We start from the raw sequence: 21,723 nt of genomic DNA, 5'->3' as shown, positions 1-21,723 counted from the left end.
GCGGTGTCGGGGCGGCCGTGCGGCCACGCGGCTAGGCCGCTGCGCGACGCTTCTCGTGCCGTCGGCGCAGCAAGCCCGCCGGCAGGGCGCCCGCGAAGCCGGTGACCAGACCCCACAGCAGCGCGAGCCCCAGCGCACCCCACACCCGCGGATCGAGCAGCACCTGCCCGGCGAGTCCCTCGCCGAGATCGCCGATGCCGAGGACCGACAGGCCGAGGCGGGCGGAGACCCGGCCGACCAGGCAGATCATCAGCACCGTCAGCGCCAGCGCCACCGCCATGTGCACGGCGTGCTGCCAGGCCCGGATCCGCGGCGGTGCCACGGCCGCCATCACGAACGCCGTGGCCAGCAGGAGCACCGCGTCGACGACCGGCAGCCACCACACCCTGCCGTCGTGCTCGGCGAGCGTGCCCAGATTCAGCGTGGAGACGTCCGGGGTGCGCAGCACCTCGTCGAGCACCCGCGGCATGGGCAGCCCGAAGGGGCCGTCCACCCTGCCGTTCCAGGTCGCGCCGAGCCCGAGCGTCAGGGCGAGCCAGACGACGTTGGGCAGGCCGAGCAGGATCACGGCGAACGTCTCGGCCGGACGGCCCCGGGTGGCCGCGACGGCCAGCGCGACGACGAGACCGATGACGACATAGGCGAGCAGCAGCTGCACCATCGCGTGCGCGGCGGGCCGCACCGTGGTGTGGAAGCGCAGCAGCCGGCCCGGCAGCGGCGCGCCGCGCGCCACCATCAGCGCCAGCAGCAGCACACCGGCGAGCCAGACGAGACCGACGAGGACGGTCAGCGGCACGTCCGCCGCGAAGCCGACCTCCGGTCTGATGCCCAGCAGATCGCCGAGGTCGCTCAGCGCCCCCTCTCCGAGGGAGATCTCGAAGGTGTGGCGGGCGGCGTAGGCCAGGCCGAGCAGCACGAGCAGCCACAGCGCCAGGAACCGCGCGGCCCAGCCGGCCAGCTCGGGTGCCCCCGCGACCGCCCGGTGGCGCAGTGGGCGCAGGAAGCCCCAGCCGATCACCAGGGCCCCGGTGAGCGTCACGGACAGCGGCATGACCGTCAGACCGCCCTCCGTGCCGGCCAGGACCCCCGCGTCCCCCGACAGCTCCACCGTCCCGCCGACCGCGGTCACCACCGTCGCCGCGACCACCTTGGGGAACGACCCGTCCGGCAGATCCGCGGCGCCGGCCGCCCACAGACCCAGCGTGGCCACGACGCCCATCGCGATCAGCCCACCGAGCACCGTGGCCAGGGCCTGCGGCCAGCCGTGGCGGGCGACCGCCCGGTCGGAGGGGATGCGTGCAGTCACGCTGTCACGCTAAGCAGGGCCCGCCCACCGCGCCTGCCGGGAGGTCCGTCCGCGTCGGCTTGCGGGCGGTGCACCCCAGGCACACACAATGAACGCATAACGCAAGAAGACCGAGAAAACCTCCGACTTCGGTCAGCGTGAACGGTCAGCGTGTGACTGCCGGGGATCACCCGAGCGGGAAGAAGGGCTCGTGAGCGTCGAACCGCCGTCCTCCGGCCGACCCACCGGACCCCCCTCCGGACCGCTGTCGGGCCGCTCCCAGCCACCACCGTCCGGGCCGCCCTCCCAGCCGCCCGGCGCCGGCGGCGACACGAACGTGCCCGGCGGAGGCGGCGGCGCCGGACCGCCAGGGACAGGAGGCGGCGCCGTACCGCCTGGCCCGGGCCGCCGGCCGTGGTGGAGGTCCGTCCCCGGTGTCGCCGTGGTCGCCGTCGCCGTGGTGGCCGCCGTGATCCTCGCCGTGGTGCTCACCCGCTCCGACGGCGGCACCGGAACGGGCGGCGGCGAGGTCTTCCTGCAGGCCGCCGACGCGTCGGGCCGCGATCCCTTCACCGAGTCGACGGCCGAGGACAGCAGCGCCCCGCCCGCCACCCCCTCTCCGTCCCCCGACCCGGCATCGCCGCGCGAGGTGCGCGGTGTGGACGGCGGACAGCCCGGCCTGTACGGCGGCACCCGTGACGTCGCCGCCTGCGACGTCGAGCGGCAGATCACCTATCTCCGGGACGTGCCGGCCAAGAACGAGGCCTTCGCCTCCGTGCTCGACATCGACCCGTCCCGCGTCCCCGCCTACCTGCGCTCCCTCACCCCGCTCCAGCTGCGCATGGACACCCGGGTCACCAACCACGGCTACCGCGACGGCGCCGCTCTGCCCTACCAGGCCGTCCTCCAGGCGGGCACCGCCGTGCTCGTCGACGACCGCGGGGTGCCCCGGGTCCGCTGCGCCTGCGGCAACCCGCTGACCGAGCCGGTCGCCCAGTCCGACCCCCGCTACACCGGCGCCCGCTGGCCGGGCTACGACCCCGCGAAGGTCGTGGTCGTCGAGCCCGCACCCGATCCGGTCGAGGAGTTCGTCGTCTACGACCCCGAGCGCGGCGCCTGGTTCGAGCGGGAGCCCGGCGACACGGGCGGCGCGGACCGCCCCACCCGCCCACCCGGCAAGCCGACCCCCTCGGACGGCACGACCCCGCCCTCCCCGCCGAAGCCCGACGAGCAGCCCCCGTGCCCGCCCGGCGGTGCCACCCCGTGCCCGGGCGGCTCGCCCGCGCCGTCCCCACCGGACTCAGAGCCGGGGACCGAGGAGCCCCCGACCGAGGAGCCCCCGACCGGCGAGGCACCCACCGACGAGCCCGAGGACGGCGAGTCGCCCGCCCCCGACTCCCCGCAACCGCCCCCGCCGGGCTCCGGCACCCCGCCCGAGCCGCCCTCGAGCGCGGCCCCGCCGGCGGCGTCCTAGAGCCCTAGGGGTGTCCGCAAAGTCGCGTCGTCCGCCCGAAGAGCGGGCCATGCGGCGTCCGGTGCGTGCTCCCGGTGTGCCGGGCGGACATCCAGGCGGGACTTTGCGGACGCCCGGCACCCTCCTCCGCCTTGCAGCTGCACGCACCAGACCCCGCTCACCGGCGCTGACCAGGCACCGCCGCTTCCCCGAGACATGATCCAAACGACAGGCCCTAGACCCGGTCCGTGCGGATGGCCCGTACCACCAGGGCGTGGTCACCGAGCCCCAGCATCCGGTCGGCCGGCAGTTCGGTCAGCGTCGTGCGGATCGTCTTGATCCGACCGGTGACCGGATCGAACGCCGCGTCCAGCACGGTGCCGCATTCCTCACCGGTCTCGGTGAGCACCCGGCGGCCGAGCAGATCATGGTGCGGCGGCCCCTCGGCCACGTCCTCGCCCGCGCCCGCGCGGACCACCAGCCGGTCCGCGCGGACGGCGATCACGTCCTGCCAGGACGGGGCCGCCTGCCCGCGCAGCCACCCCCGCCGCAGCCGCAGCCGGGTGACCGCCCCGGCCGCCGCGTCGACCGTCAGGTCCCGCACCACACCGAGCCGGCCGCCCTCGCCGTCCGTCAGCACCGGCAGCCCCCGCACCCGGGAGAAGAGGATCACGACAGCGCACTCCTTCTCCGGTCGTGGAAGGCGCCGACACGGGTCACGAAGTCCGGCAGGTCGTCGGTGACGTAGGTCGTCGCGTGCTCGGGGATCACCAGGGTCCGGCCGGCGGTGGAGCGGGCCTCGCCCCGCGGCACGTACACACGGTGCCGGCGATGACGCGAGCCGGGCACCAGGTCCCGGTGGGCGGCGAGCCGGAACGCCACGACACGGCCGCTGGTGCCGCCCCGCACCAGCACGTCCAGCACCGTGCCCACCGGCTCACCCGCGTCCGTCCTCACCTGCGCCCCGAGCAGCCGCCCGCGCAGCGCGTCACGCCGCGCCACCGACAGCGGCAGGTCGAACAGCGCGTCCCGGTCGCGGACCATCACCGCGTGGTGGCCCAGGCAGTACACCGCCGGCCAGGGCAGGTCCTGCGCCAGCTGGCCCGACCACAGGGACCGGCCGGTCAGCGTGAAGCTCGCGATCCGTTCGGCCGAGGGGTCGAAGACGGTGTCCTTGACATGGGCGACGGCGTCGCCGCCCAGCGTCACCACGGGCAGCGTCGTCAGGCTCCGCACCGACATCAGCTCGTCCACGGAATTCCGGGTTCCCGCACTGTGCGCCGGCCAACACCGACAGAGTGGACTGCGTCGGCGGAGTCGGGGTACGAGCACTGGTGCAGAGCGTCCGGCCAGCCCGGCTTCTCAGAGAGAAACGCATGACCGACCACCTGGACGGGGCAGTGATACCGACTGGTTTCGACGTGCCCGTGGAACCGCTGCGGCGGGCGGCACACTTCACCGGCGAGCCGGGCTGCATCGCCGAGGCGCGGGAATTCGCCGCGCTGTTCCTGGAGCAGCTCAAGAACGAGTGGTGCGCCAAGCTCGACGAGCGCGCCGACGGCGCCGTGCTGCTGGTGGTGAGCGAGCTCGTCACCAACGCCGACCGCCACAGCAACGGCCCGTACATCCTGGAGCTGGAGGGCACGGACACGTCGCTCACGGTGGCGGTCTACGACAGCAGCGCCGCTCTGCCCCGCGTCTTCCCGCGCGACCCCGAGCGCATCGGCCGGCACGGACTGGAGATCGTCCGGGCGCTGGCCCAGGACCTCCGTGTGGAGCGGGTGCCGGTCGGCAAGTGCGTGCGCGCCGTGCTGAGCTTGTCGTCCTGACGTCTCCCCGACTCGTCCTGGCGTCTCCTCGACGTCACGCGCTCGTACCCGCGGTCTCCCGCTCCCACCTGCGCCTGCACGTGTCCTCGCCGACGTCTACGCCGCGCGGCGTCGAGCCTCCGTCACCGATACGGGCCCCTGTGGGCGCCGCCCCCGGCCGGGAACGGCACCCACCTCGCCGGTGTCGCCCGCCCCGCTCAGGCGCAGCCCAGCTCGCCCAGCATTCCCTCGCGCAGCCGGGTGATGATGCGCTTGATCAGGCGGGACACATGCATCTGGGAGCAGCCGAGCCGTTCGCCGATCTCCGCCTGGGTGGCCTCTTCCACGAACCGCATATGGATGATCTGCCGGTCGCGTTCGCTGAGCTCGGCCATGAGCGGCGCCAGGGCGTGGAAGTCCTCGACGAGCCGCAGCCCTTCTTCCTCCACGCCGATGAAGTCGGCGAGCACCGCTTCGCCGTTCTCGGGCCCGTCACCGGTGAGGGCGGCGTCCAGCGAGGAGGAGTTGTAGCCGTTGGCAGCGATCTGTCCCTCGACGACCTGCTCCTCGGTGATGTTCATCAGCGTGGCGAGCTCGGCGACCGTCGGCTCGCGGTCCAGCCGGCTGGCCAGCTCCTCACGGGCCTTGGCCAGCTCCACGCGCAGCTCCTGCAGCCGCCGCGGCACATGCACGGCCCAGGTGGTGTCACGGAAGAAACGCTTGATCTCGCCCACGATGTAGGGCAGCGCGAAGGAGGTGAACTCGACCTCGCGCGACAGTTCGAACCGGTCGATGGCCTTGATCAGACCGATCATGCCGGTCTGGACGATGTCCTCCATGTCGTCGCCACGGCCGCGGAACCGGCCGGCCGCGAAACGCACCAACGACATGTTCATCTCGATCAGGATGTTCCGCGCGTACTGGTACTCGTGGGTCCCCTCCTCCAGCTCCGTCAGACGACGGAAGAACTGACGGGACAGCTCCCTGGCGTCCCGCGGAGCGACACTGCGCGGATCCACGACCCCGGGAAGGCATCCGTCACCCGTACCGGCCTCGGTGTTCTCCTCGACGACCTGCGCCTGCGCCCGGATCACGGCGGTCTCCATTACCTCTCCCCACGAAAGTCACGGCTGACATGTGTGCCTGGGTCCTTCGGGGATGCGGGTACCCCGGACCCGGCCGTGCATGCCCATCCGTTTCCGTAGGGCAAATGATAGGTCCGTTCTGGTCACCCGGCACTCCGAGCGGCACCCCTCGGGCGGGGCACGGCCACCGCCGATTCACTGAGGGCGGAATGCCGGTCCCTTCCCTCCGCGGCCGGGATTCCTAGGCTGAAGGGGTGACCGATCAAGCGCCCGACCACGCCCACGTCATCCCCCTGCGCCCCCGGGCCGGCCGCCGGGAAGCCGTGCCCCGCCCGCAGCCGATGCCCGGCGCGCAGCCGACGCACCGCGCGCAGCCCACGCCCCGCCCCGAGGCCGTCCCTCCGGTGCCCGCCCCCAGAGAGCCCCTGTGGCGGGACCTCGTGGGGGATGTGCTGCGCCGGGAGCGGCTCGCTCAGGAGCGGACGCTGAAGGACGTCGCCGAGGCCGCCCGCATCTCCATGCCGTATCTGTCGGAGGTGGAGCGCGGCCGCAAGGAGGCCTCCTCGGAGGTCCTCGCGGCCGCCGCCCAGGCCCTCGGCCTCGGCCTGGGCGACCTGCTGTCGCGTGCCCAGGGGGAGCTCGTCCGCCTCACCGCCCGCCGGACCGGCGGGAACCGCGCGATGCCGCGGTCCTCGCACAACGGGCTGTGCCTGGCCGCCTGAGACGCGCTCGCGGAGCCCGGCGCCTCACACCATGACGAGGCGCCGGCTCAGCACCTCGTCGGCCAGGCCGTAGGACACCGCCTCCGCCGCGGTGAACACCTTGTCGCGGTCCATGTCCGCCCGCAGCGTGGCCACGTCATGGTGCGTGTGCCGGGACAGCACCTCCTCCACCTGCGAGCGGATCCGCACCATCTCCTTGGCCTGCAACGACAGGTCGGACGCCGTGCCGCGCGCCCCGCTCGTGGCCGGCTGCCCGAGCAGCACCCGCGCGTGCTCCAGCACGAACCGCCGCCCGGGGTCCCCGCCGGCCAGCAGCACGGCCGCCGTGGACGCCGCCTGCCCCACGCAGAACGTCGAGATCGGCGCCTGCACGAACGTCATCGTGTCGTAGATCGCCATGAGCGACGTGAACGAGCCGCCCGGGGAGTTGATGTAGATCGAGATCTCGCTCTCCGGTGCCGCGGACTCCAGATGGAGGAGTTGCGCGATGACGACATTGGCCACCCCGTCGTCGATCTCGGTGCCGAGGAAGATGATCCGCTCGGACAGCAGCCGGCTGAACACGTCGTAGGACCGCTCGCCCTGCGGGGTGCGCTCGACGACGTTCGGAATCGTGTAGGTCCCCATCACTGCAGCCCCATCTTCCGCCGGCCCGCACCCGGGAGGATCTCGGCCAGCGACTCCACCACCCGGTCGACCATGCCGTACTCCCGTGCCTGTTCCGCCGTGAACCAGCGGTCCCGGTCGCCGTCGCGCGAGATGGTCTCGGGCGACTGCCCGGTGTGCTCGGCGGTGATCCGCTCGATGGTCCGCTTGGTGAACTCCAGGTTCTCCGCCTGGATCTCGATGTCGGCGGTGGTGCCGCCGATGCCGCCCGACGGCTGGTGCATCATGATGCGGGCGTTCGGCAGGGCGTACCGCTTGCCGGGTGTGCCGACGCTCAGCAGGAACTGCCCCATGCTCGCGGCGAACCCCATGGCGAGCGTGGACACGTCGTTGGGGATCAGCCGCATCGTGTCGTAGATCGCCAGGCCCGCGTGCACGGAGCCGCCGGGGCTGTTGATGCACAGGCTGATGTCGGTGCGCGGGTCCTCCGCCGACAGGATCAGCAACTGCGCGCAGACCCGGTTCGCGGAGACCTCGTCGACCTGGGTGCCGAGCAGCACGATGCGCTGGGCGAGCAGTTGGGAGGCGAGCTGGTCGTCGAAGCGGGTCGGAGGGGTGTCGCCCTCCTCCGCCCGCGGCAGCGGCGTGGTCAGTGGTGTCATCGGTGCTCCTCGTCGTGGCGCGGATGCCGTCGACTCCACTGTCGGCCGTGGACGCCGCCCACCGGCGCTTTCTCTGCCCGCGGCAGATTCGCCACGGGCAGAGCCCGGCCGCCCCGCCCGCCGGGATCCGGACGGGGGTGGTCCACCTGGATGAAGCCGCCGGGTGACCGATGAGTTCCGGGCTGTGGAGGGGTCGGCATAGGTGACCGCGTTCGACGCCCGGGAGGTACTCATGACCACCGACGGATTCACCACATGTCTCTGGTACGACGGCCAGGCCGAGGAGGCCGCGAACTTCTACGTCTCCGTCTTCAAGAACTCCAGCATCGGCAACACGCTCCGCTACACCGAGGCGGGGCCCGGACCCGTCGGCAGCGTCCTGACCGTGGAGTTCGTCGCCAACGGCCAGAAGTTCGTCGCCCTGAACGGCGGGCCGGAGTTCAAGTTCAGCGAGGCGATCTCCTTCCAGATCGACTGCGAGGACCAGGCCGAGGTCGACTACTACTGGGACAAGCTCGTCGAGGGCGGCGGCGAGCACGGGCCCTGCGGGTGGCTCAAGGACCGTTTCGGGGTGTCCTGGCAGGTCAATCCGATCCGCCTGACCGAGATGCTGCTCGACCCCGACCAGGCGAAGGCGGACCGTGCGATGAAGGCCATGCTCTCGATGAGCAAGCTCGACGTCGCCGAACTGGAGAAGGCCTTCGCGGGCGAGTGACCGCCGTGCGGGCAGGGCGGGGCCGGCACCCCTCACGGCCCCGCCCGGCCGCGCCCGCCCGGCCTAGGCGCGCTCCGCCAGGATCTCCTTGATCACATGCCGGGAGTTCTCCGCCAGAGGCGGGTTGGTCTCCCAGTAGAACGGCAGCTGGATCAGCGAGATCGACAGCGCCCAGCCCCGGCCCCGCGCCCACTCCGCCTCGTCGGCACCCACGGCCTCGCGGAAGACGCCGCGCACCTCCGCCGGGAGGAGGTTCCAGGCGACGATCAGATCCACCGCGGGATCACCCACGCCCACGGTCCCGAAGTCGATCACCGCGGCCAGCCGTCCGCCGTCGACCAGCACGTTCCCCGGTGACAGATCACCGTGCGCCCACACCGGCGCACCGGCGTGCTCCGGGGCCCGCAGCGACTCCTCCCACACCGCCGTCACCGCGCCGGTGTCGACCCGCCCCGCGAGCTGCGCGATCGCCTCGCGCGTGGGCCGGTCCCGGGTCGCCAGGGGCCCGCCCCGGTAACCGGCCGGCCCGTCGGCCGGATCGATCCGCCGCAGCGCGGTGACGAAGGCCGCGAGGTCCACGGCGACCGCCTCCGGAGCGTCGAGGGCGTCCACGACCGGATGGGCCCCGTCGAGCCAGCGGTACACCGCCCAGGGCCACGGGAAGCCCTCCCCGGCGACGCCGGCACCGACCGGTCCGGGCGTCGCGAACGGCAGCCTCGCGCCCAGCCTCGGCAACAGCCGCAGCTCGTGCGCGACGTCGTCGACGGCCCCCGGATGCCGGGGGAGGCGCACGACGAGGTCCTCACCGAGCCGGAACATGGCGTTCTCGGTCCCGGAGGAGCGCAGCCGCACGACCGGCAACCCCGCCCACTCGGGGAACTGCCCGGCGATCAGCCGCTCGACGAGACCGGCGTCGACCTCCACCTCGTCGGCACGCATCTTCACAGCACACATGCCGCCCATCCCAGCGCCCGCCGCCCCACGCTGTCGAACGAATTCCCCGGTCCCGGCCCGGTCCCGGCCCGGTCCCGGCCCGGTCCCGGCCTGCGCCCGGGTCCGTCCCGTGCCGGATCTGTGCCGCCAGGTCCGCGCCGGAACCGTGCCGCGCCAGGGCGCGCCCGGCTCCGTTCCGTCCCGCGCCGGATCTGTGCCGCCCAGCCCGCACCAGATCCGTGTCGCGCCCAGCCCGCACCGGAACCGTGCCGCGCCAGGGCGCGCCCGGCTCCGTTCCGTCCCGCGCCGGATCTGTGCCGCCCAGCCCGCACCAGATCCGTGCCGCGCCCAGCCCGCGCCGGACCCGTGCCGTGTGAGCCGGGCGTGCTCCGTGCCGTGCCCGCTCGTCGTCCGGCCCCCACGTGCGGCGCTCGGTTCGTGCGACGGGGCTCCGCAGCGGGCGCTCAGCCGCCGCCGGCGTCCTTCCCGATCACCCGCGTGATCTCCTCGGCCATCCGCAGGATGCCAGGGGAGCGGACCGGGCACGGCCTCGGCTCGGACGTGGTGGGAGCCAGACAGAAGTGGAGGTAGTCGTCATCGCGGTGCAGGGCCGTGCGGTCGCGGGCGGGCTCGGTGCAGTAGCCCGGGCGGGAGCGTTCGGCGGGGGTGCACGGCAGGTACTGGGTCCACGCGTGGCGGGCGCCGGGCGCGCTCACCGTGCCGCCCGCGTCCGCCACGAGGTCGCCCGAGGCGGCGGCGCGCTGTACGTAGAGGGCGTTCACCCGGCGTACCCGGTCCGGGGTGATCGGGTCGGGGCCCTGCAGGACCCACACGATGCGGGGCCGCCCGGCGCCTCCCGCCGCGCGGATCTGCTCGGTGAGCCGTCGCGCGTCCGCCGCGTACCGCTCGAAGTACCGCTGCCGGGAGGCGTCGTGGGTGATGCCGTCCATGCACCAGGTGTAGCCCCAGGCGTTCCCCCAGAACTGCAGCACCACGTAGTCCGGCCGCAGCCTGCGCACCAGGGCCGCCGCCTTGTCCCGGGCCGGGACGAGGGACCGCTTGCCGGAGCCCTCCAGGTAGTCGCACAGCGTGGTGCCCGAGTACGGCGCGCTGGTGTACCGGACGCCCAGGTCGCGGCGCAGCTCAGCGCCGAGGACCCGCTGGTTCTCCATCGCCAGCGAGTCCCCCAGGTACAGCACCGCGGGCGGCTTCGTCACCGGTGCCGTGCCGGGGGACGCCGCCGGCCGCCGGTGCGTCATGGACGACGCCTCCGGTGAGGCCGCGGGCGGCGCGGCCCGGGCCCCGCGGCCGGACGACGGATCGGTGCAGGCACCGAGCAGTACGGCAGCCGACAGCACGAACACGACCCACGCCTTGCGCATACGGCGACTCCCGCCCCGGCCGGCCACAACGGCTCCCCAGGCAAGCACAGCCGGGTCCGCGGAGGAAGACGCGCTTCAGGACAGCTCGTTCACAGCTGGTTCACGTGGTGCACGGCTGGTCCACCAGCACCGCCGCCCCGTCGAAGCGGCCCGCCGCGAGGTCCGCCAGCGCCTGCGCGGCCCGCGCCATCGGATACGCATGGGTCGTCGCCCGTACGCCGTGCCGGGCGGCCAGCGCCAGGAACTCGCGGGCGTCCTCGCGGGTGTTGGAGGTGACGCTGCGCAGCTGCTTCTCGTAGAACAGCTCCGTCTCGTAGTGCAGCGGCGGCGTGTCGCCGAGGTGGATGCCCGCGATCGCCAGGGTTCCGCCCCGGTCGAGCGCCCGCAGCGCCACCGGCACCAGCTCGCCCGCCGGGGCGAACAGGATCGCGCTGTCCAGGGGCTCCGGCGGCATCGCGTACGCGTCCTGCGCTGATGCGACGCCCAGCTCCAGGGCCAGGCGTCGCGCCGCCGCCCCCCGGGTCATGACGTGCACGGTGGCTCCCTCGGCCAGCGCCACCTGCGCGCACAGATGAGCACTGCCGCCGAACCCGTACAGCCCCAGCCGCCCGCGCGGCGGCAGCGCGGCCCGCCTCAGCGCGCGGAAGCCGATGATGCCGGCGCACAGCAGCGGCGCCAGGGCCACGTCGTCCACCTCGCCCGGCAGCCGGTGGGCGAACGCGGCCGGGACGGTCGTGTACGGGGCGTAGCCGCCGTCGGCGTCCCAGCCGGTGTAGCGCGAGGAGGGGCAGAGATTCTCCGCGCCGCGCACGCAGCACGCACAGCTGCCGCAGGTGCGGCGCAGCCACGCCACCCCCACCCGCTCGCCCGTCGCGAAGTCCGTCACCGCCGCCCCGGCCCCCGCCACCACGCCGACGACCTCGTGCCCCGGCGTCACCCCCACCCGGTGCACCGGCAGGTCGCCCTCGGCGACATGCAGATCCGTACGGCACACCCCGCACGCGCGCACCCGCACCAGCAGCTCGTCGTCACCGGGCACCGGCACCGGCTTCGTCACCGGCCGGAGCGAGCCGTCCTCCACCGGGCCCGGTCGCACCACGGACCACGCCCGCATCGTCCCGGCTGTCTCGGTGCTCATGGCTGTCCCTGGGCTGTCCTGGCTGTCCTGCCTGTCCCGGCATTCTCCAGTCTGCTGCGGAGCGGGAGGTTCGGCGCGCGTCGCGTCCCGCGGGTGACTAGCGTGAGAAAGCGGACGATCCACCTACCGGGAGAGGGCCGTGACCATGGCCGTACCACCTGCGGGTGCCCCTTGTTGGGCCGATGCGATGTTCACGGACGTCGAGGGAGCCAAGAGCTTCTACGAAGACGTCCTCGGCTGGACCTTCGGCGAGCAGTCGTCGGAGTACGGCAACTACACCCAGGCCTACGCGAACGGCAAGGCGGCCGCGGCCGTCGTCCCGCCCATGCCCGGGCAGGAGGGCCAGTCGCAGTGGTGCCTGTATCTCGCCTCGCCGGACGTGAACGCCACCGCGCAGAAGATCCGCGACAACGGCGGCGAGATCCTGATGGAGCCGATGGAGGTCGGCGACTTCGGCGCGATGTGCCTGGCCCGCGACCCCGGCGGGGCCGTGTTCGGCGTCTGGCAGCCGGGGACCCACGAGGGTTTCGAGACGGACATGGAGCAGCCGGGCGCGTTCTGCTGGGCGGAGATCTTCACCCGCGAGCCCGCGAAGTCCGACGCGTTCTTCCCGGCCGTCTTCGGCTACACGGCCCAGCAGATGCAGGACGAGGCGATGGACTTCCGGGTCTACAACCTCGGTGAGCGTCCCGCGCTGGGCCGCATGGAGATGACGGACGACTTCCCGCCCGAGGTGCCGCCGTACATCAACGTCTACTTCAGCGTCGCCGACTGCGACGAGGCGGTGGCGAAGGCCACCAAGCACGGCGCGGTCCTGCGCTTCGGGCCGATGGACAGCCCCTTCGGACGCTTCGCCGCGCTGACCGACCCGCAGGGCGCGAACTTCTCGGTGATCGACACCACGAAGACCGAGGGTGAGATGCCCCCGATGACCGACGTGTGAGCGTCGCGGTGTGCCCCGGGGCCCGGTCGGGCGGCCCCGCGGCGCACGGCGTCCCGGCGGGGTGCCCCGGCCGGGCATGGCATGATCGGGGCCATGCGTGAACGTGTTGTGGCCGCGTGCGACGGGGCTTCGAAGGGGAATCCCGGACCCGCCGGCTGGGCCTGGGTGATCGCCGACGCCTCCGAGACCCCGGTTCGCTGGGCGGCGGGGGCGCTGGGGAAGGCCACCAACAACGTCGCCGAACTCACCGCGCTGGAGCGGCTGCTCACGGCGACCGACCCGGACGTGCCGCTCGAGGTCCGGATGGACTCGCAGTACGCCATGAAGGCCGTCACCACCTGGCTGCCCGGCTGGAAGCGCAACGGCTGGAAGACGTCCGCCGGCAAACCCGTCGCCAACCAGGAGCTCGTCGTCCGCATCGACGCCCTCCTGCAGGACCGCTCCGTCGAGTTCCGCTACGTCCCCGCCCACCAGGTCGACGGCGACCGGCTGAACGACTTCGCGGACCGCGCCGCCAGCCAGGCCGCCACCGTGCAGCAGGACGCGGGCAGCGAGCTCGGCTCGCCCGAGCCGCCGCCCGCCCCCGACACCCCGCCGGGCGGGGCCGGCAAGCGCAGGTCCGCGGGCTCCAAGGCGTCCCGGCCGCGCACCGGCGGCGGCGCGTCGGCGCGCACGATCAAGGCGAAGTTCCCCGGCCGCTGCCTGTGCGGCCGCTCCTACGCCGCCGGCGAGCCCATCGCGAAGAACGACCGGGGCTGGGGCCACCCCGAGTGCCGGACCGCCCAGAGCGCCTGACGCCGGCGCCCGATCAGGCGTCGTAGGTGTAGTGCGGCGTGTGGTCCAGCAGGTCCGCCGGGGTCATGTCGTGCCACGGCCGCATGGTCTCGTTCAGGTCGACGACGTCCGGCGTGCCGCCCGCCGGCAGATAGCCGGAGCCGGGGTGGCGGCGCTGCCACTCGGCCCACAGCTTGTCGATGTAGGCGTGGTGCAGCCAGAACACCGGGTCGTTGGGGGAGGCCCCGGTGGCCATCTGCCCGCCGACCCACACATGGACCCGGTTGTGCAGATTGACGCCCCGCCAGCCCTCCAGGTGGTTGCGGAAGCCGTCCGACGCGCTGTTCCACGGCGGCATGTCGTAGGTGGCCATCGCCAGCACCGACTCCACCTCCGCCCGGGTGGGCAGCTGCCGCCCGCCGGAGCCGAGCGCGCGTCTGAGGAACGTACGGCCGTCGACGCGCACGTTCACCGGCCAGTTCCCGTCGGCCGCCGCGAACGGGCCGTCCATCACCCGTCCGTCCCGGCTGCGCCCGCTGCCGCCCATGAAGTCCGGCGCCCACAGCGAGGAGCGCACCGAGTTGTCCGCGGTCCAGTCCCAGTACGGCAACGCCACCGACGCGTCCACCGACTGCAGCGCGCGCTCGAACTCCAGCAGGAATCTGCGGTGCCACGGCAGGAAGGACGGTGAGCGGTGTCCGGTGCGCTCGCCCTGGTCGGTGTCGGACATGATGAAGGCGTTGTGCGTGGTGACGAACGCGTCGTAGCGGCCGCTGCGCTTGAGCTCGAGGAGCGCGGCGACGAAGCGCCGCTTCTCCTCGGCGGTCAGCAGGGCCTGGTTCTTGCGGACGGTCATGTGCGGAGGGCTCCCGAGGTGCGTGCGGTGATGTGCGGCGTGCTGTGACGACCGGTCAGCCGGTGGCGGGGAAGGGCAGCAGCGCGGCGCCCTGGAGTTCGTCCACGGCGGCGCGTGCGGCGGCGCGCGGCGTCGGCACCGGCTCGTAGTGGCTGACGACGCTGATCCAGCTGCCGTCGGCGTTGCGCATCACGTGCAGCTCCACGCCGTCGATGAACACGGCGTAGCCGGCCCCATGGTGGTGACGGCCGCCGGGAGCGAGCGGCCGGCCCTGTATCCGGCGGCCCTTGTAGACCTCGTCGAAGCTGCCGGGGGAGTCGTGGTGGTGGCCGGGGCCCTCGGCACGGGCGGAGGGTGCGAGGGCGGCGGAGGCACCCGCGGCGGTGGTGAGGACGGCCGCGGCGGTGAGCGCGCGGCGACGGCTGAGTCCGGGCATACGGATCCCCCTGGGGGTTCGGTCGGGGTGAGGACGCCGTATGCCTATCGGGCGCGTCGGCGGCGGTGGAAATCCCCTCGGACCGGTTGGTCCGGATCCGGGCAATTCCGCTCATGCGGTACAAGGTTGAACGGAGATGATCTTGCTGCGGGCCGGGGTGGCGCAGCAGTGGAAGGGGAAATTCCGCTGCGCTCGAAAGGCTCCCGTGTGCGATCTTCCGCGCCGGGCGTCCGGCGCGTGGCGCGCGTCACGCCGCGAGATTGACGCGATCCCTCGGACCGGGACACGGGACCGGCGTCCGGACCGCGCGGGTGACAGACTGACGACCATGGAAGAGCGCACATTCGACAGGTCGGGCCAGCACGCCTCCGTCATCGGTCTCGGCACCTGGCAGCTCGGCGCGGACTGGGGCGACGTCGACGACAAGCAGGCCCTGGCGGTCCTGGAGGCCGCCGCCGAGTCGGGCGTCACCTTCTTCGACACCGCCGACGTCTACGGAGACGGCCGCAGCGAGCAGACCATCGCCTCGTTCCTGAGCGGCCGCCCCGATCTGCACGTCATGGTCGCCACGAAGATGGGCCGGCGCGTCGAGCAGATCCCCGAGAACTACGTCCTCGCCAACTTCCGCGCCTGGAACGACCGCTCGCGGCGCAACCTCGGCGTCGACCGGATCGACCTGGTGCAGTTGCACTGCCCGCCGACCCCCGTCTACTCCGCCGACGAGGTCTTCGACGCCCTGGACACCCTGGTGGCGGAGGAGCGCATCGCCGCCTACGGGGTCAGCGTGGAGACCTGCGCCGAGGCGCTGACGGCGATCGCCCGGCCGAACGTGGCGAGCGTGCAGATCATCCTCAACCCGTTCCGCATGAAGCCGCTGCGCGAGGTGCTGCCCGCCGCCCGTCAGGCCGGTGTCGGCATCATCGCCCGGGTGCCGCTCGCCTCCGGACTGCTCTCGGGCAGGTACACCAAGGACACCGTCTTCCCCGAGAACGACCACCGCACGTTCAACCGGCACGGCGAGTCCTTCGACCAGGGCGAGACCTTCTCCGGCGTCGACTACGCCACGGGCGTCGAGGCGGCCGCCGAGTTCGCCGCGCTCGCCCCCGAGGGATGGGCCCCGGCCCAGCTGGCCCTGCGCTGGATCGTCCAGCAGCCCGGTGTCACCACCGTCATCCCCGGCGCCCGCACCCCCGAGCAGGCCCGCGCCAACGCGGCCGCCGCCCGCCTCCCGGAGCTCCCCGCCTCCACCCTGGCCGCGATCCGCGACCTCTACGAGCGGCGGATCAAGGACCAGGTGGAGAGCCGCTGGTAGCTCTCACGGCTCCAGCAGCAGCTGCCACTCCTGTTCCTGGTCCCCGGAGGCCGCGCCCGCGTCGCGTGCCGCGAAGGCGCCGGCGAGGGTGTCACGGGCGCGGCGCACCGCGAGCGGGGTGCCCTGCACGGTGACGTTCACCGGGGCCGACAGCCGGCCGGCGCGGGGCTGTCCGGCGCCGGTGCGGCCCTCCGAGGCGAACGTCGCCATGTGGACCGTCGCACTGTCGTCGGACGGCAGCGCGTCCGGTGCCCCGAACGCGCCCTCCAGGGCCCGGACGACGACACGGGCGTCGTCGGCGCCCCCGCCGTCGATCGTCACGGTGAGCTGGGTATCGGACATACGTCCCACGACCTCCCGGCCTCGGCGTCATCGCGTGCCGTGTAACCGCGCCCGGCACCGGCAAACCGAGGTTCGCCTGGGAGGACGGCGCCGGACGGGGCAGTAGCGGGAAGAGAACGCTGTAAGGGCCGCACACCCCGGGAGGCAACCCGTGCCGGACACAGAGCAGGGCGAGACCAGGCGCAGAGGGCGCAACGAGACGGAGGAGGAGCGGGCGGACCGGATGTGGCAGGAGCTGATCCAGGAGGTCCGCGTGGCCCAGATGGGCGTGCAGATCCTCTTCGGGTTCCTGCTGACCGTCGTCTTCACCCCGAAGTACGACGACCTGTCGCACACGAACCAGATGATCTACATCGTCACGGTCGTCCTGGGGGCCTGCGCCACCGGCGCGCTCATCGGCCCCGTCTCGCTGCACCGGCTGGTCTCCGGACGGCGGGTCAAACCGCAGGCGGTGCGGTGGGCGTCCCGGCTGACGCTGCTGGGGCTGGTCCTGCTGCTCGCCACGACCTGCGCCTCGCTGCTGCTGATCCTGCGCGTGGCGAGCGACGACAGCTTCGTTCCGTACCTGGTCGCCGGGGTGGTCCTCTGGTACCTGCTGTGGTGGTTCGGGCTGCCGATGTGGGCCCGGCACCGGTACACCACGCGCTGACGACCCTCCGCGCCCGCCGCCCCGGGCGGTGGGCCGCGGGCCCGCCGCCCGGGGCTCAGCTGCCGGCGAGGATGTCCGCGAGGAAGTGGTCGACGCGGACGTCCTCGCACCCCGGCGGGACCATCCGGCGGGTCTCGGCGAGGAACTCCCCGACGGCCTCGGCCCACGCGAACACCACCGCGTGGTGCCGGCCGCCGTCGGCACGGGCCTCGCCGAAGAACTCCATCCGCAGCTCCCGCGCCGCTCCGCGCGATTCGGGACGCAGCCGCACGTCCCCGATCCCGACCGGGCGCATCAGCCCTTCCAGGAGCATCTCGCGGTCGAGCTGCCACCGTGCGAGGACCCGGCCGTCATGGCTGAAGACGACGGTGACGGCGAACGGGTCCGCGGGGGTGTAGCTCAGGTGGGCGAGCACGGGACAGCGGTCCGTGACGCCCGCCTGGACCTCCACCACCAGGGACTTGTGCAGGAACGAGTTCACGACGGGAGCCTTTCGCGAAGAACCGATGCGGAGCCCTGTAGTAGCCCTCTAGTACCCCGCGTGCGCGCGGAATGCTCAGCGCCACGGACGAATCGGCACAGCGCTCCTGGCACAGCGCTCCAGGCACGGCATCCGCGGCTAGGCGTCAGCCGAAGGCGTTCCGCAGCGCCGGCAGCAGCGTCTTCTCCGACCAGTCCAGGAAGTCCGGCTGCGACTCGCCGCCGACCTGCACCAGCGCGATCTCCGTGAACCCGGCCTCGGCGTACGGGCGTACCGCCTCCACGAACGCGTCCGGGTCGTCGCCGCACGGGATCGACGCGGCCACGTCGTCGGGCCGCACGAACTGCGTCGCCGACTCGAAGGAATCCGGGTGCGGCAGCTCGGAGTTGACCTTCCAGCCGTTGCCGAACCAGCGGAACTGCGCGTGCGCGCGCTCGACGGCGCTGTCCCGGTCCGGGTCGTAGCACACCGGAAGCTGTCCCACCCGGGGCTTGCCCGTGCCGCCGTGCCGGTCGAAGGCGTCCAGCAGCCCCGCCTCGGGCTCGGTGGCGATCACCAGATCGGCCAGCCGTCCCGCCAGGGCGCAGGACCGCTCCCCGGAGACCGCGATGCCGATCTGCGGGGGCTCCTCCGGCAGGTCCCACAGCCGGGCCGACTCCACGTCGAAGTGCGTGCCGCGGTGGTTCACATGGCGGCCCTCGAAGAGCGCGCGGATGATCTCCACCGCCTCCTCGAGCATCTCGTGCCGCACGTCGACCGCGGGCCAGCCGCCGCCCACCACGTGCTCGTTGAGGTTCTCACCGGAACCCAGCCCCAGCCGGAACCGGCCGCCGGACAGCAACTGCATGGTCGCCGCCTTCTGCGCCACGACCGCCGGGTGGTACCGGAACGTCGGACACGTCACGTACGTCATCAGCGGAATGCGCGAGGTGGCCTGCGCGGCGGCGCCCAGCACGCTCCACGCGTACGGCGAGTGACCCTGCGACCTCAGCCACGGGAAGTAGTGGTCCGACGTCACCGAGAAGTCGAAGCCCGCCTCCTCGGCCCGCACCACATGGCCGACGAGATCACGCGGGCCGGCCTGCTCGGTCATCATCGTGTATCCGATTCGCACCATGCCGCCCGAGTCCCCCCGCCCCACGACCCGGAAACGGCGGATCCGGCTCCGTGGACCGCACCGGCTGAGCGTGGCCTGCTCCCTCGCCGAACGGACCTTCACACCGAGGCCGGGCGGAAGGTTCGCAGGAATGTTCGCAGGGCCTCCTTGCTCGTCGTGTCGTCCCAGTCGTCGGCCGGGGTCGTCCAGCGCAGGGAGAAGCCGCGTCCGCCGCCGAGGAGGAAGCCGCGGCCGAAGGTGCGCACCTTCGTGCCGTCGTCCTCCGCGGTCCACTCCATGTCGGCGGCCTCGCGGCCCTGGTACGTCGTCGCGCGGATCTCGCCGATCCGGTCGTAGCCGTCCGACCGCTCCAGGCCCGGCTCCACGTCGTCCCGCCACACGGCGACCGGGTCCGCGCCCACGCGTTCGCTGTAGGTGACGGCGAGGGTGCGCGGGTCCTTCTCCGAGCCGAAGGTGACCCGGTAGGCCAGGTCGGACACGCGGTCGGTGTCCAGGCGCTGCCAGCCCTCGGGCAGCGCGACGGAGAACCCCTCGGGCGCCCGGTAGAGCTCGTAGCCCGACGGCAGCCCGCCCGTGCCCGAGGGGGAGGGAGTGGGGGTGGCGGACGGCGGGGGCGTCGTCGCCCCGTCACCGGGCTTGCCGGGCTCGCCGGCACCACCGGAGGCGGCCGGACCGCCCGGTGCGGACGCGGAGGCCGGTGGCGTGTTCGCCGCGTCCGCCCCTGAGTCGCCGCCCGGCAGGCCCTGCGTCGCGGCCAGCACGGCGACCGCCACGGTCACCACGGCGAGGGTGGTGCCGAGGACCATGGTCCGTCTGCTCCACTCCCGGCCCGCGCCGCGCAGGGCGGTGGCGGCGCGCAGCCGCGGACTCGGCACCGCGGGCGGCGCCGCCCCCGGGTCCTCGCTGATCACCCGGGTGAGGACCTCCCGGACCACCTCGCGGGTCAGCCGCTCCCGGGAGTCCTTGCGCAGCAGCCCCTGGACGAGCTGGGTGAGCGGTCCGGCGCGCAGCGGGGTCCGCAGGGGCAGCCGGTCCACGCCCTTCAGCGTGGCATCGGCCCTGCCCCGGTCACGGAACGGCGGACGCCCCTCCACCATCGCGTACAGCAGCGCGCCGAGCGTCCACAGGTCCGCGGCCGGACCGACGCGCTCGCCGCGGGCCTGCTCCGGGGACGCGTACGACGGCGCCGTGAGCCGTGCGACGGGCGTCGAACCGGCCAGGCCGTACCCGGTGACGACGACCGGACCGGTGTCCCGCACGAACACCTGCCCCGGGCTGAGCTCGCCGTGCGTGACGCCCACGGTGTGCGCGGCGTCCAGGACGTCGAGCAGTTCGAGACCGATGCGGGCGGCCCGTACGTAGTTGAAGGTGCCCTGCTCGGCGAGGAGGGCACCGAGCGGGGTGCCGTCGATCCAGGAGGTGACGGTCCACAGACAGCCGGCCTCGGCCACGGCGTCGATGACGGTGGCCATCCGCCCGGGACACAGCCGGGTCATGTGCTCGGTCGTCCGCAGCACCCGGGACGGGGCCCGGCCCGCCGCGTCGTCCGGCTCCTCCGGGAGACCGATCTGCGTGACCATGCAGGGGCGTCCGGTCTGGGTGTCGTCGGCGTACCAGCAGACGAGGTCGGTCTCGCGATGGAGGATCTCGACCAGCCGGTACCGTCCGGCGACCGACTCGTGCGTGGAGACGTGCGCCCTGCCCATGACCATCCCTCGTCGAACCGCTGTTTCCCGCCTTTGTCAGAGGTACGGGGGAGCAGGGTTGGTCCGTTCAAAGCGAACCGAGGGAATCCCGGGTTCTCGGGGATTCCCGGCTCCGAATCAAAAGGGGGGAGCACGTGTGCGAGGGAAAACAGCCACTCCGGGTGGTTCGCGCCTCACCTGGGCCGTGTACACGGGTCAGTCGGGGGAACCAATTCCGTTTCCGGCCCTCACGGAACCGAATATCACCGCCTCACCTGGTGGTAACCCGCGGTAAATGCGGGTGCCGAGCGGGAAGCGGCCCGGAGGGTCCCACGGCCGGAATTCGGCGGTGGTTTTCCGGGCCGCCACCGTGACGGTTCAGCGCAGCCCGAAGCGGGTCGCCCAGGCGATCATGTCGCCGGTGGTCGCGTTGCCCCCGCACACCACCAGCCCGAGCCGGGCCCCGTCCCCCACACGCTCCAGCACGCGCCGCGCGGCGGGCACCAGACAGCCCGCGGCCGGCTCCGTCCACAGCTTGGCGTGGTCGGCGAGATCCAGCGAACCCGCCACCGCCTCCCGGTCCGGTACCACCAGCACCTCGGTGACCAGCTCCGCGACATGGTCGTACGTCACCTGCGCGACGGACGGGGCGCTGAGCGTGGACACGATCGACGACAGGGTCACCGGCACCGGTCCGCCCGCCGCCAGCGCCTCGGACATCGCCTGGGCGCCCTCGGTCTCCACGCCCCAGATCCGCACCCCGGGCCGCCGCGCCCGCAGGGCGGCCGCGACACCGGCGATCAGTCCGCCGCCGCCGATGCTCACCAGTACGTCCGTCAGCTCATCGGCGTCGTCGGCGAACTCCAGCCCCACGGTGCCCTGACCGGCGATCACCACCGGGTCGTCGAAAGGGTGGACCAGCGTCAGACCCTCCTGCTGAAGCCGGGTCGTCAGCGCGAACGCCCCGGCCATGTCGTCCGTCAGCCGCACGAGCGCGCCGGCCGACTCCGCGATCTCCACGGCCCGCGCCGGCGCCGAACGCGGCATGACCACCGTCGCCTTCACATGGAGCGCCGAGGCCATCACCGCCAGCGCGATGCCGTGGTTGCCGCCGCTCACCGCCACGACGCCCGCGGCCCGCTCGGCCTCGCTCAGCGACAGCAGCTTCGCCGCGGCGCCGCGCACCTTGAACGAACCGGTGCGCTGCAACAGCTCCAGCTTCGCCGTGACCGGTACGCCGAGCAGCGCCGACAGCCCCGGACTCGGCACCGTGGGCGTCCGCACCACGTGCTCCGCGATCCGCTCCGCGGCGGCCTCGATCTCCGAGATCCCGATCACG

At 73.2% G+C, this 21,723-nt stretch carries 24 protein-coding genes; 8 read left to right on the top strand and 16 right to left on the bottom strand.

Features of this window, described 5'->3' with window-relative positions; all coding sequences use genetic code 11:
• Positions 1-31: 31 nt before the first annotated feature.
• Positions 32-1,306, bottom strand: a complete 1,275-nt coding sequence (locus tag AB0412_RS11925) for a streptophobe family protein (protein WP_366402407.1) — start codon at positions 1,304-1,306, stop codon at positions 32-34.
• Between the two features lie 190 nt (positions 1,307-1,496).
• On the opposite strand from AB0412_RS11925, the gene AB0412_RS11920 reads away from it, so the two are divergent.
• Positions 1,497-2,759, top strand: coding sequence for a DUF6777 domain-containing protein (locus AB0412_RS11920; protein WP_366402406.1), 1,263 nt, complete (start codon positions 1,497-1,499; stop codon positions 2,757-2,759).
• Between the two features lie 214 nt (positions 2,760-2,973).
• On the opposite strand, the gene AB0412_RS11915 is transcribed toward AB0412_RS11920, so the two are convergent.
• Together AB0412_RS11915 and AB0412_RS11910 are read right to left on the bottom strand one after the other, a co-directional pair.
• Entirely contained in the window at positions 2,974-3,411 is a 438-nt protein-coding gene (locus tag AB0412_RS11915) for a PRC-barrel domain-containing protein (protein ID WP_366402405.1), read from the bottom strand.
• On the bottom strand, positions 3,408-3,992 hold the full coding sequence (locus AB0412_RS11910; protein ID WP_366402404.1) for a PRC-barrel domain-containing protein: 585 nt from the start codon (positions 3,990-3,992) through the stop codon (positions 3,408-3,410). The genes AB0412_RS11915 and AB0412_RS11910 overlap by 4 nt, the downstream gene beginning before the upstream one ends.
• Before the next feature lie 122 nt (positions 3,993-4,114).
• Between AB0412_RS11910 and AB0412_RS11905 the strand changes: the two genes are divergently transcribed.
• A complete protein-coding gene (locus AB0412_RS11905; RefSeq protein WP_366402403.1) occupies positions 4,115-4,567 on the top strand; it encodes an ATP-binding protein in 453 nt (150 codons plus the stop codon).
• Positions 4,568-4,764: 197 nt separating this feature from the next.
• On the opposite strand, the gene AB0412_RS11900 is transcribed toward AB0412_RS11905, so the two are convergent.
• The gene (locus AB0412_RS11900) at positions 4,765-5,652 is read right to left on the bottom strand and encodes an RNA polymerase sigma factor SigF (protein WP_366402402.1); all 888 of its coding nucleotides are present in this window, start codon (positions 5,650-5,652) and stop codon (positions 4,765-4,767) included.
• 233 nt (positions 5,653-5,885) lie between these two features.
• Between AB0412_RS11900 and AB0412_RS11895 the strand changes: the two genes are divergently transcribed.
• Positions 5,886-6,353 carry a helix-turn-helix transcriptional regulator gene (locus tag AB0412_RS11895; protein WP_366402401.1) on the top strand — a complete coding sequence of 156 codons (468 nt, stop codon included), beginning with the start codon at positions 5,886-5,888 and terminating at the stop codon, positions 6,351-6,353.
• A 24-nt stretch (positions 6,354-6,377) separates the two neighbouring features.
• Here AB0412_RS11895 and AB0412_RS11890 read toward each other — a convergent pair whose 3' ends face one another.
• Entirely contained in the window at positions 6,378-6,980 is a 603-nt protein-coding gene (locus AB0412_RS11890) for an ATP-dependent Clp protease proteolytic subunit (RefSeq protein ID WP_366402400.1), read from the bottom strand.
• A complete protein-coding gene (locus AB0412_RS11885; RefSeq protein WP_366402399.1) occupies positions 6,980-7,621 on the bottom strand; it encodes an ATP-dependent Clp protease proteolytic subunit in 642 nt (213 codons plus the stop codon). The genes AB0412_RS11890 and AB0412_RS11885 overlap by 1 nt, the downstream gene beginning before the upstream one ends.
• Before the next feature lie 232 nt (positions 7,622-7,853).
• Here AB0412_RS11885 and AB0412_RS11880 point away from each other — a divergent pair, with 232 nt between their 5' ends.
• Positions 7,854-8,336 carry a VOC family protein gene (locus AB0412_RS11880; RefSeq protein ID WP_366402398.1) on the top strand — a complete coding sequence of 161 codons (483 nt, stop codon included), beginning with the start codon at positions 7,854-7,856 and terminating at the stop codon, positions 8,334-8,336.
• Between the two features lie 63 nt (positions 8,337-8,399).
• Here the strand turns inward: AB0412_RS11880 and AB0412_RS11875 are convergent, their stop codons facing one another.
• The 3 genes from AB0412_RS11875 to AB0412_RS11865 form a co-directional block, all read right to left on the bottom strand.
• The gene (locus tag AB0412_RS11875; protein ID WP_366402397.1) at positions 8,400-9,275 is read right to left on the bottom strand and encodes an aminoglycoside phosphotransferase family protein; all 876 of its coding nucleotides are present in this window, start codon (positions 9,273-9,275) and stop codon (positions 8,400-8,402) included.
• A 458-nt stretch (positions 9,276-9,733) separates the two neighbouring features.
• Positions 9,734-10,651: an SGNH/GDSL hydrolase family protein gene (locus tag AB0412_RS11870; protein WP_366402396.1), complete on the bottom strand. Its 918-nt coding sequence runs from the start codon at positions 10,649-10,651 to the stop codon at positions 9,734-9,736.
• A gap of 100 nt (positions 10,652-10,751) precedes the next feature.
• Positions 10,752-11,765, bottom strand: coding sequence for a zinc-binding alcohol dehydrogenase family protein (locus AB0412_RS11865; protein ID WP_366402667.1), 1,014 nt, complete (start codon positions 11,763-11,765; stop codon positions 10,752-10,754).
• Between the two features lie 169 nt (positions 11,766-11,934).
• Here AB0412_RS11865 and AB0412_RS11860 point away from each other — a divergent pair, with 169 nt between their 5' ends.
• Both AB0412_RS11860 and AB0412_RS11855 read left to right on the top strand, forming a co-directional pair.
• Positions 11,935-12,732 carry a VOC family protein gene (locus AB0412_RS11860; protein ID WP_366402665.1) on the top strand — a complete coding sequence of 266 codons (798 nt, stop codon included), beginning with the start codon at positions 11,935-11,937 and terminating at the stop codon, positions 12,730-12,732.
• A gap of 81 nt (positions 12,733-12,813) precedes the next feature.
• The gene (locus AB0412_RS11855) at positions 12,814-13,527 is read left to right on the top strand and encodes a ribonuclease H (protein ID WP_366402395.1); all 714 of its coding nucleotides are present in this window, start codon (positions 12,814-12,816) and stop codon (positions 13,525-13,527) included.
• A gap of 13 nt (positions 13,528-13,540) precedes the next feature.
• Here AB0412_RS11855 and AB0412_RS11850 read toward each other — a convergent pair whose 3' ends face one another.
• Both AB0412_RS11850 and AB0412_RS11845 read right to left on the bottom strand, forming a co-directional pair.
• The gene (locus AB0412_RS11850; RefSeq protein WP_366402394.1) at positions 13,541-14,362 is read right to left on the bottom strand and encodes a tyrosinase family protein; all 822 of its coding nucleotides are present in this window, start codon (positions 14,360-14,362) and stop codon (positions 13,541-13,543) included.
• A 55-nt stretch (positions 14,363-14,417) separates the two neighbouring features.
• A complete protein-coding gene (locus AB0412_RS11845) occupies positions 14,418-14,798 on the bottom strand; it encodes a tyrosinase cofactor (RefSeq protein ID WP_366402393.1) in 381 nt (126 codons plus the stop codon).
• Between the two features lie 328 nt (positions 14,799-15,126).
• Between AB0412_RS11845 and AB0412_RS11840 the strand changes: the two genes are divergently transcribed.
• Entirely contained in the window at positions 15,127-16,110 is a 984-nt protein-coding gene (locus tag AB0412_RS11840; protein WP_366402392.1) for an aldo/keto reductase, read from the top strand.
• 3 nt (positions 16,111-16,113) lie between these two features.
• Here AB0412_RS11840 and AB0412_RS11835 read toward each other — a convergent pair whose 3' ends face one another.
• Complete coding sequence (locus AB0412_RS11835; RefSeq protein WP_366402391.1) at positions 16,114-16,452, bottom strand: hypothetical protein; 339 nt, start codon at positions 16,450-16,452, stop codon at positions 16,114-16,116.
• Positions 16,453-16,603: 151 nt separating this feature from the next.
• On the opposite strand from AB0412_RS11835, the gene AB0412_RS11830 reads away from it, so the two are divergent.
• Entirely contained in the window at positions 16,604-17,101 is a 498-nt protein-coding gene (locus AB0412_RS11830; RefSeq protein WP_366402390.1) for a DUF6328 family protein, read from the top strand.
• Positions 17,102-17,156: 55 nt separating this feature from the next.
• On the opposite strand, the gene AB0412_RS11825 is transcribed toward AB0412_RS11830, so the two are convergent.
• From AB0412_RS11825 to AB0412_RS11810, 4 genes are all read right to left on the bottom strand, one after another.
• Positions 17,157-17,582, bottom strand: a complete 426-nt coding sequence (locus AB0412_RS11825; protein ID WP_366402389.1) for an SsgA family sporulation/cell division regulator — start codon at positions 17,580-17,582, stop codon at positions 17,157-17,159.
• A 145-nt stretch (positions 17,583-17,727) separates the two neighbouring features.
• Positions 17,728-18,699 carry an LLM class F420-dependent oxidoreductase gene (locus AB0412_RS11820; protein ID WP_366402388.1) on the bottom strand — a complete coding sequence of 324 codons (972 nt, stop codon included), beginning with the start codon at positions 18,697-18,699 and terminating at the stop codon, positions 17,728-17,730.
• Positions 18,700-18,797: 98 nt separating this feature from the next.
• Positions 18,798-20,405 carry a serine/threonine-protein kinase gene (locus tag AB0412_RS11815; RefSeq protein ID WP_366402387.1) on the bottom strand — a complete coding sequence of 536 codons (1,608 nt, stop codon included), beginning with the start codon at positions 20,403-20,405 and terminating at the stop codon, positions 18,798-18,800.
• Positions 20,406-20,762: 357 nt separating this feature from the next.
• A complete protein-coding gene (locus tag AB0412_RS11810) occupies positions 20,763-21,722 on the bottom strand; it encodes a threonine/serine dehydratase (protein ID WP_366402386.1) in 960 nt (319 codons plus the stop codon).
• Position 21,723: the final 1 nt, after the last annotated feature.

This window comes from Streptomyces sp. NPDC052012 (assembly GCF_040689265.1).
GTDB lineage: Bacteria > Actinomycetota > Actinomycetes > Streptomycetales > Streptomycetaceae > Streptomyces.
Note: the sequence above shows the minus strand (reverse complement) of the source record. Positions and strands in the feature narration are given on the sequence as shown.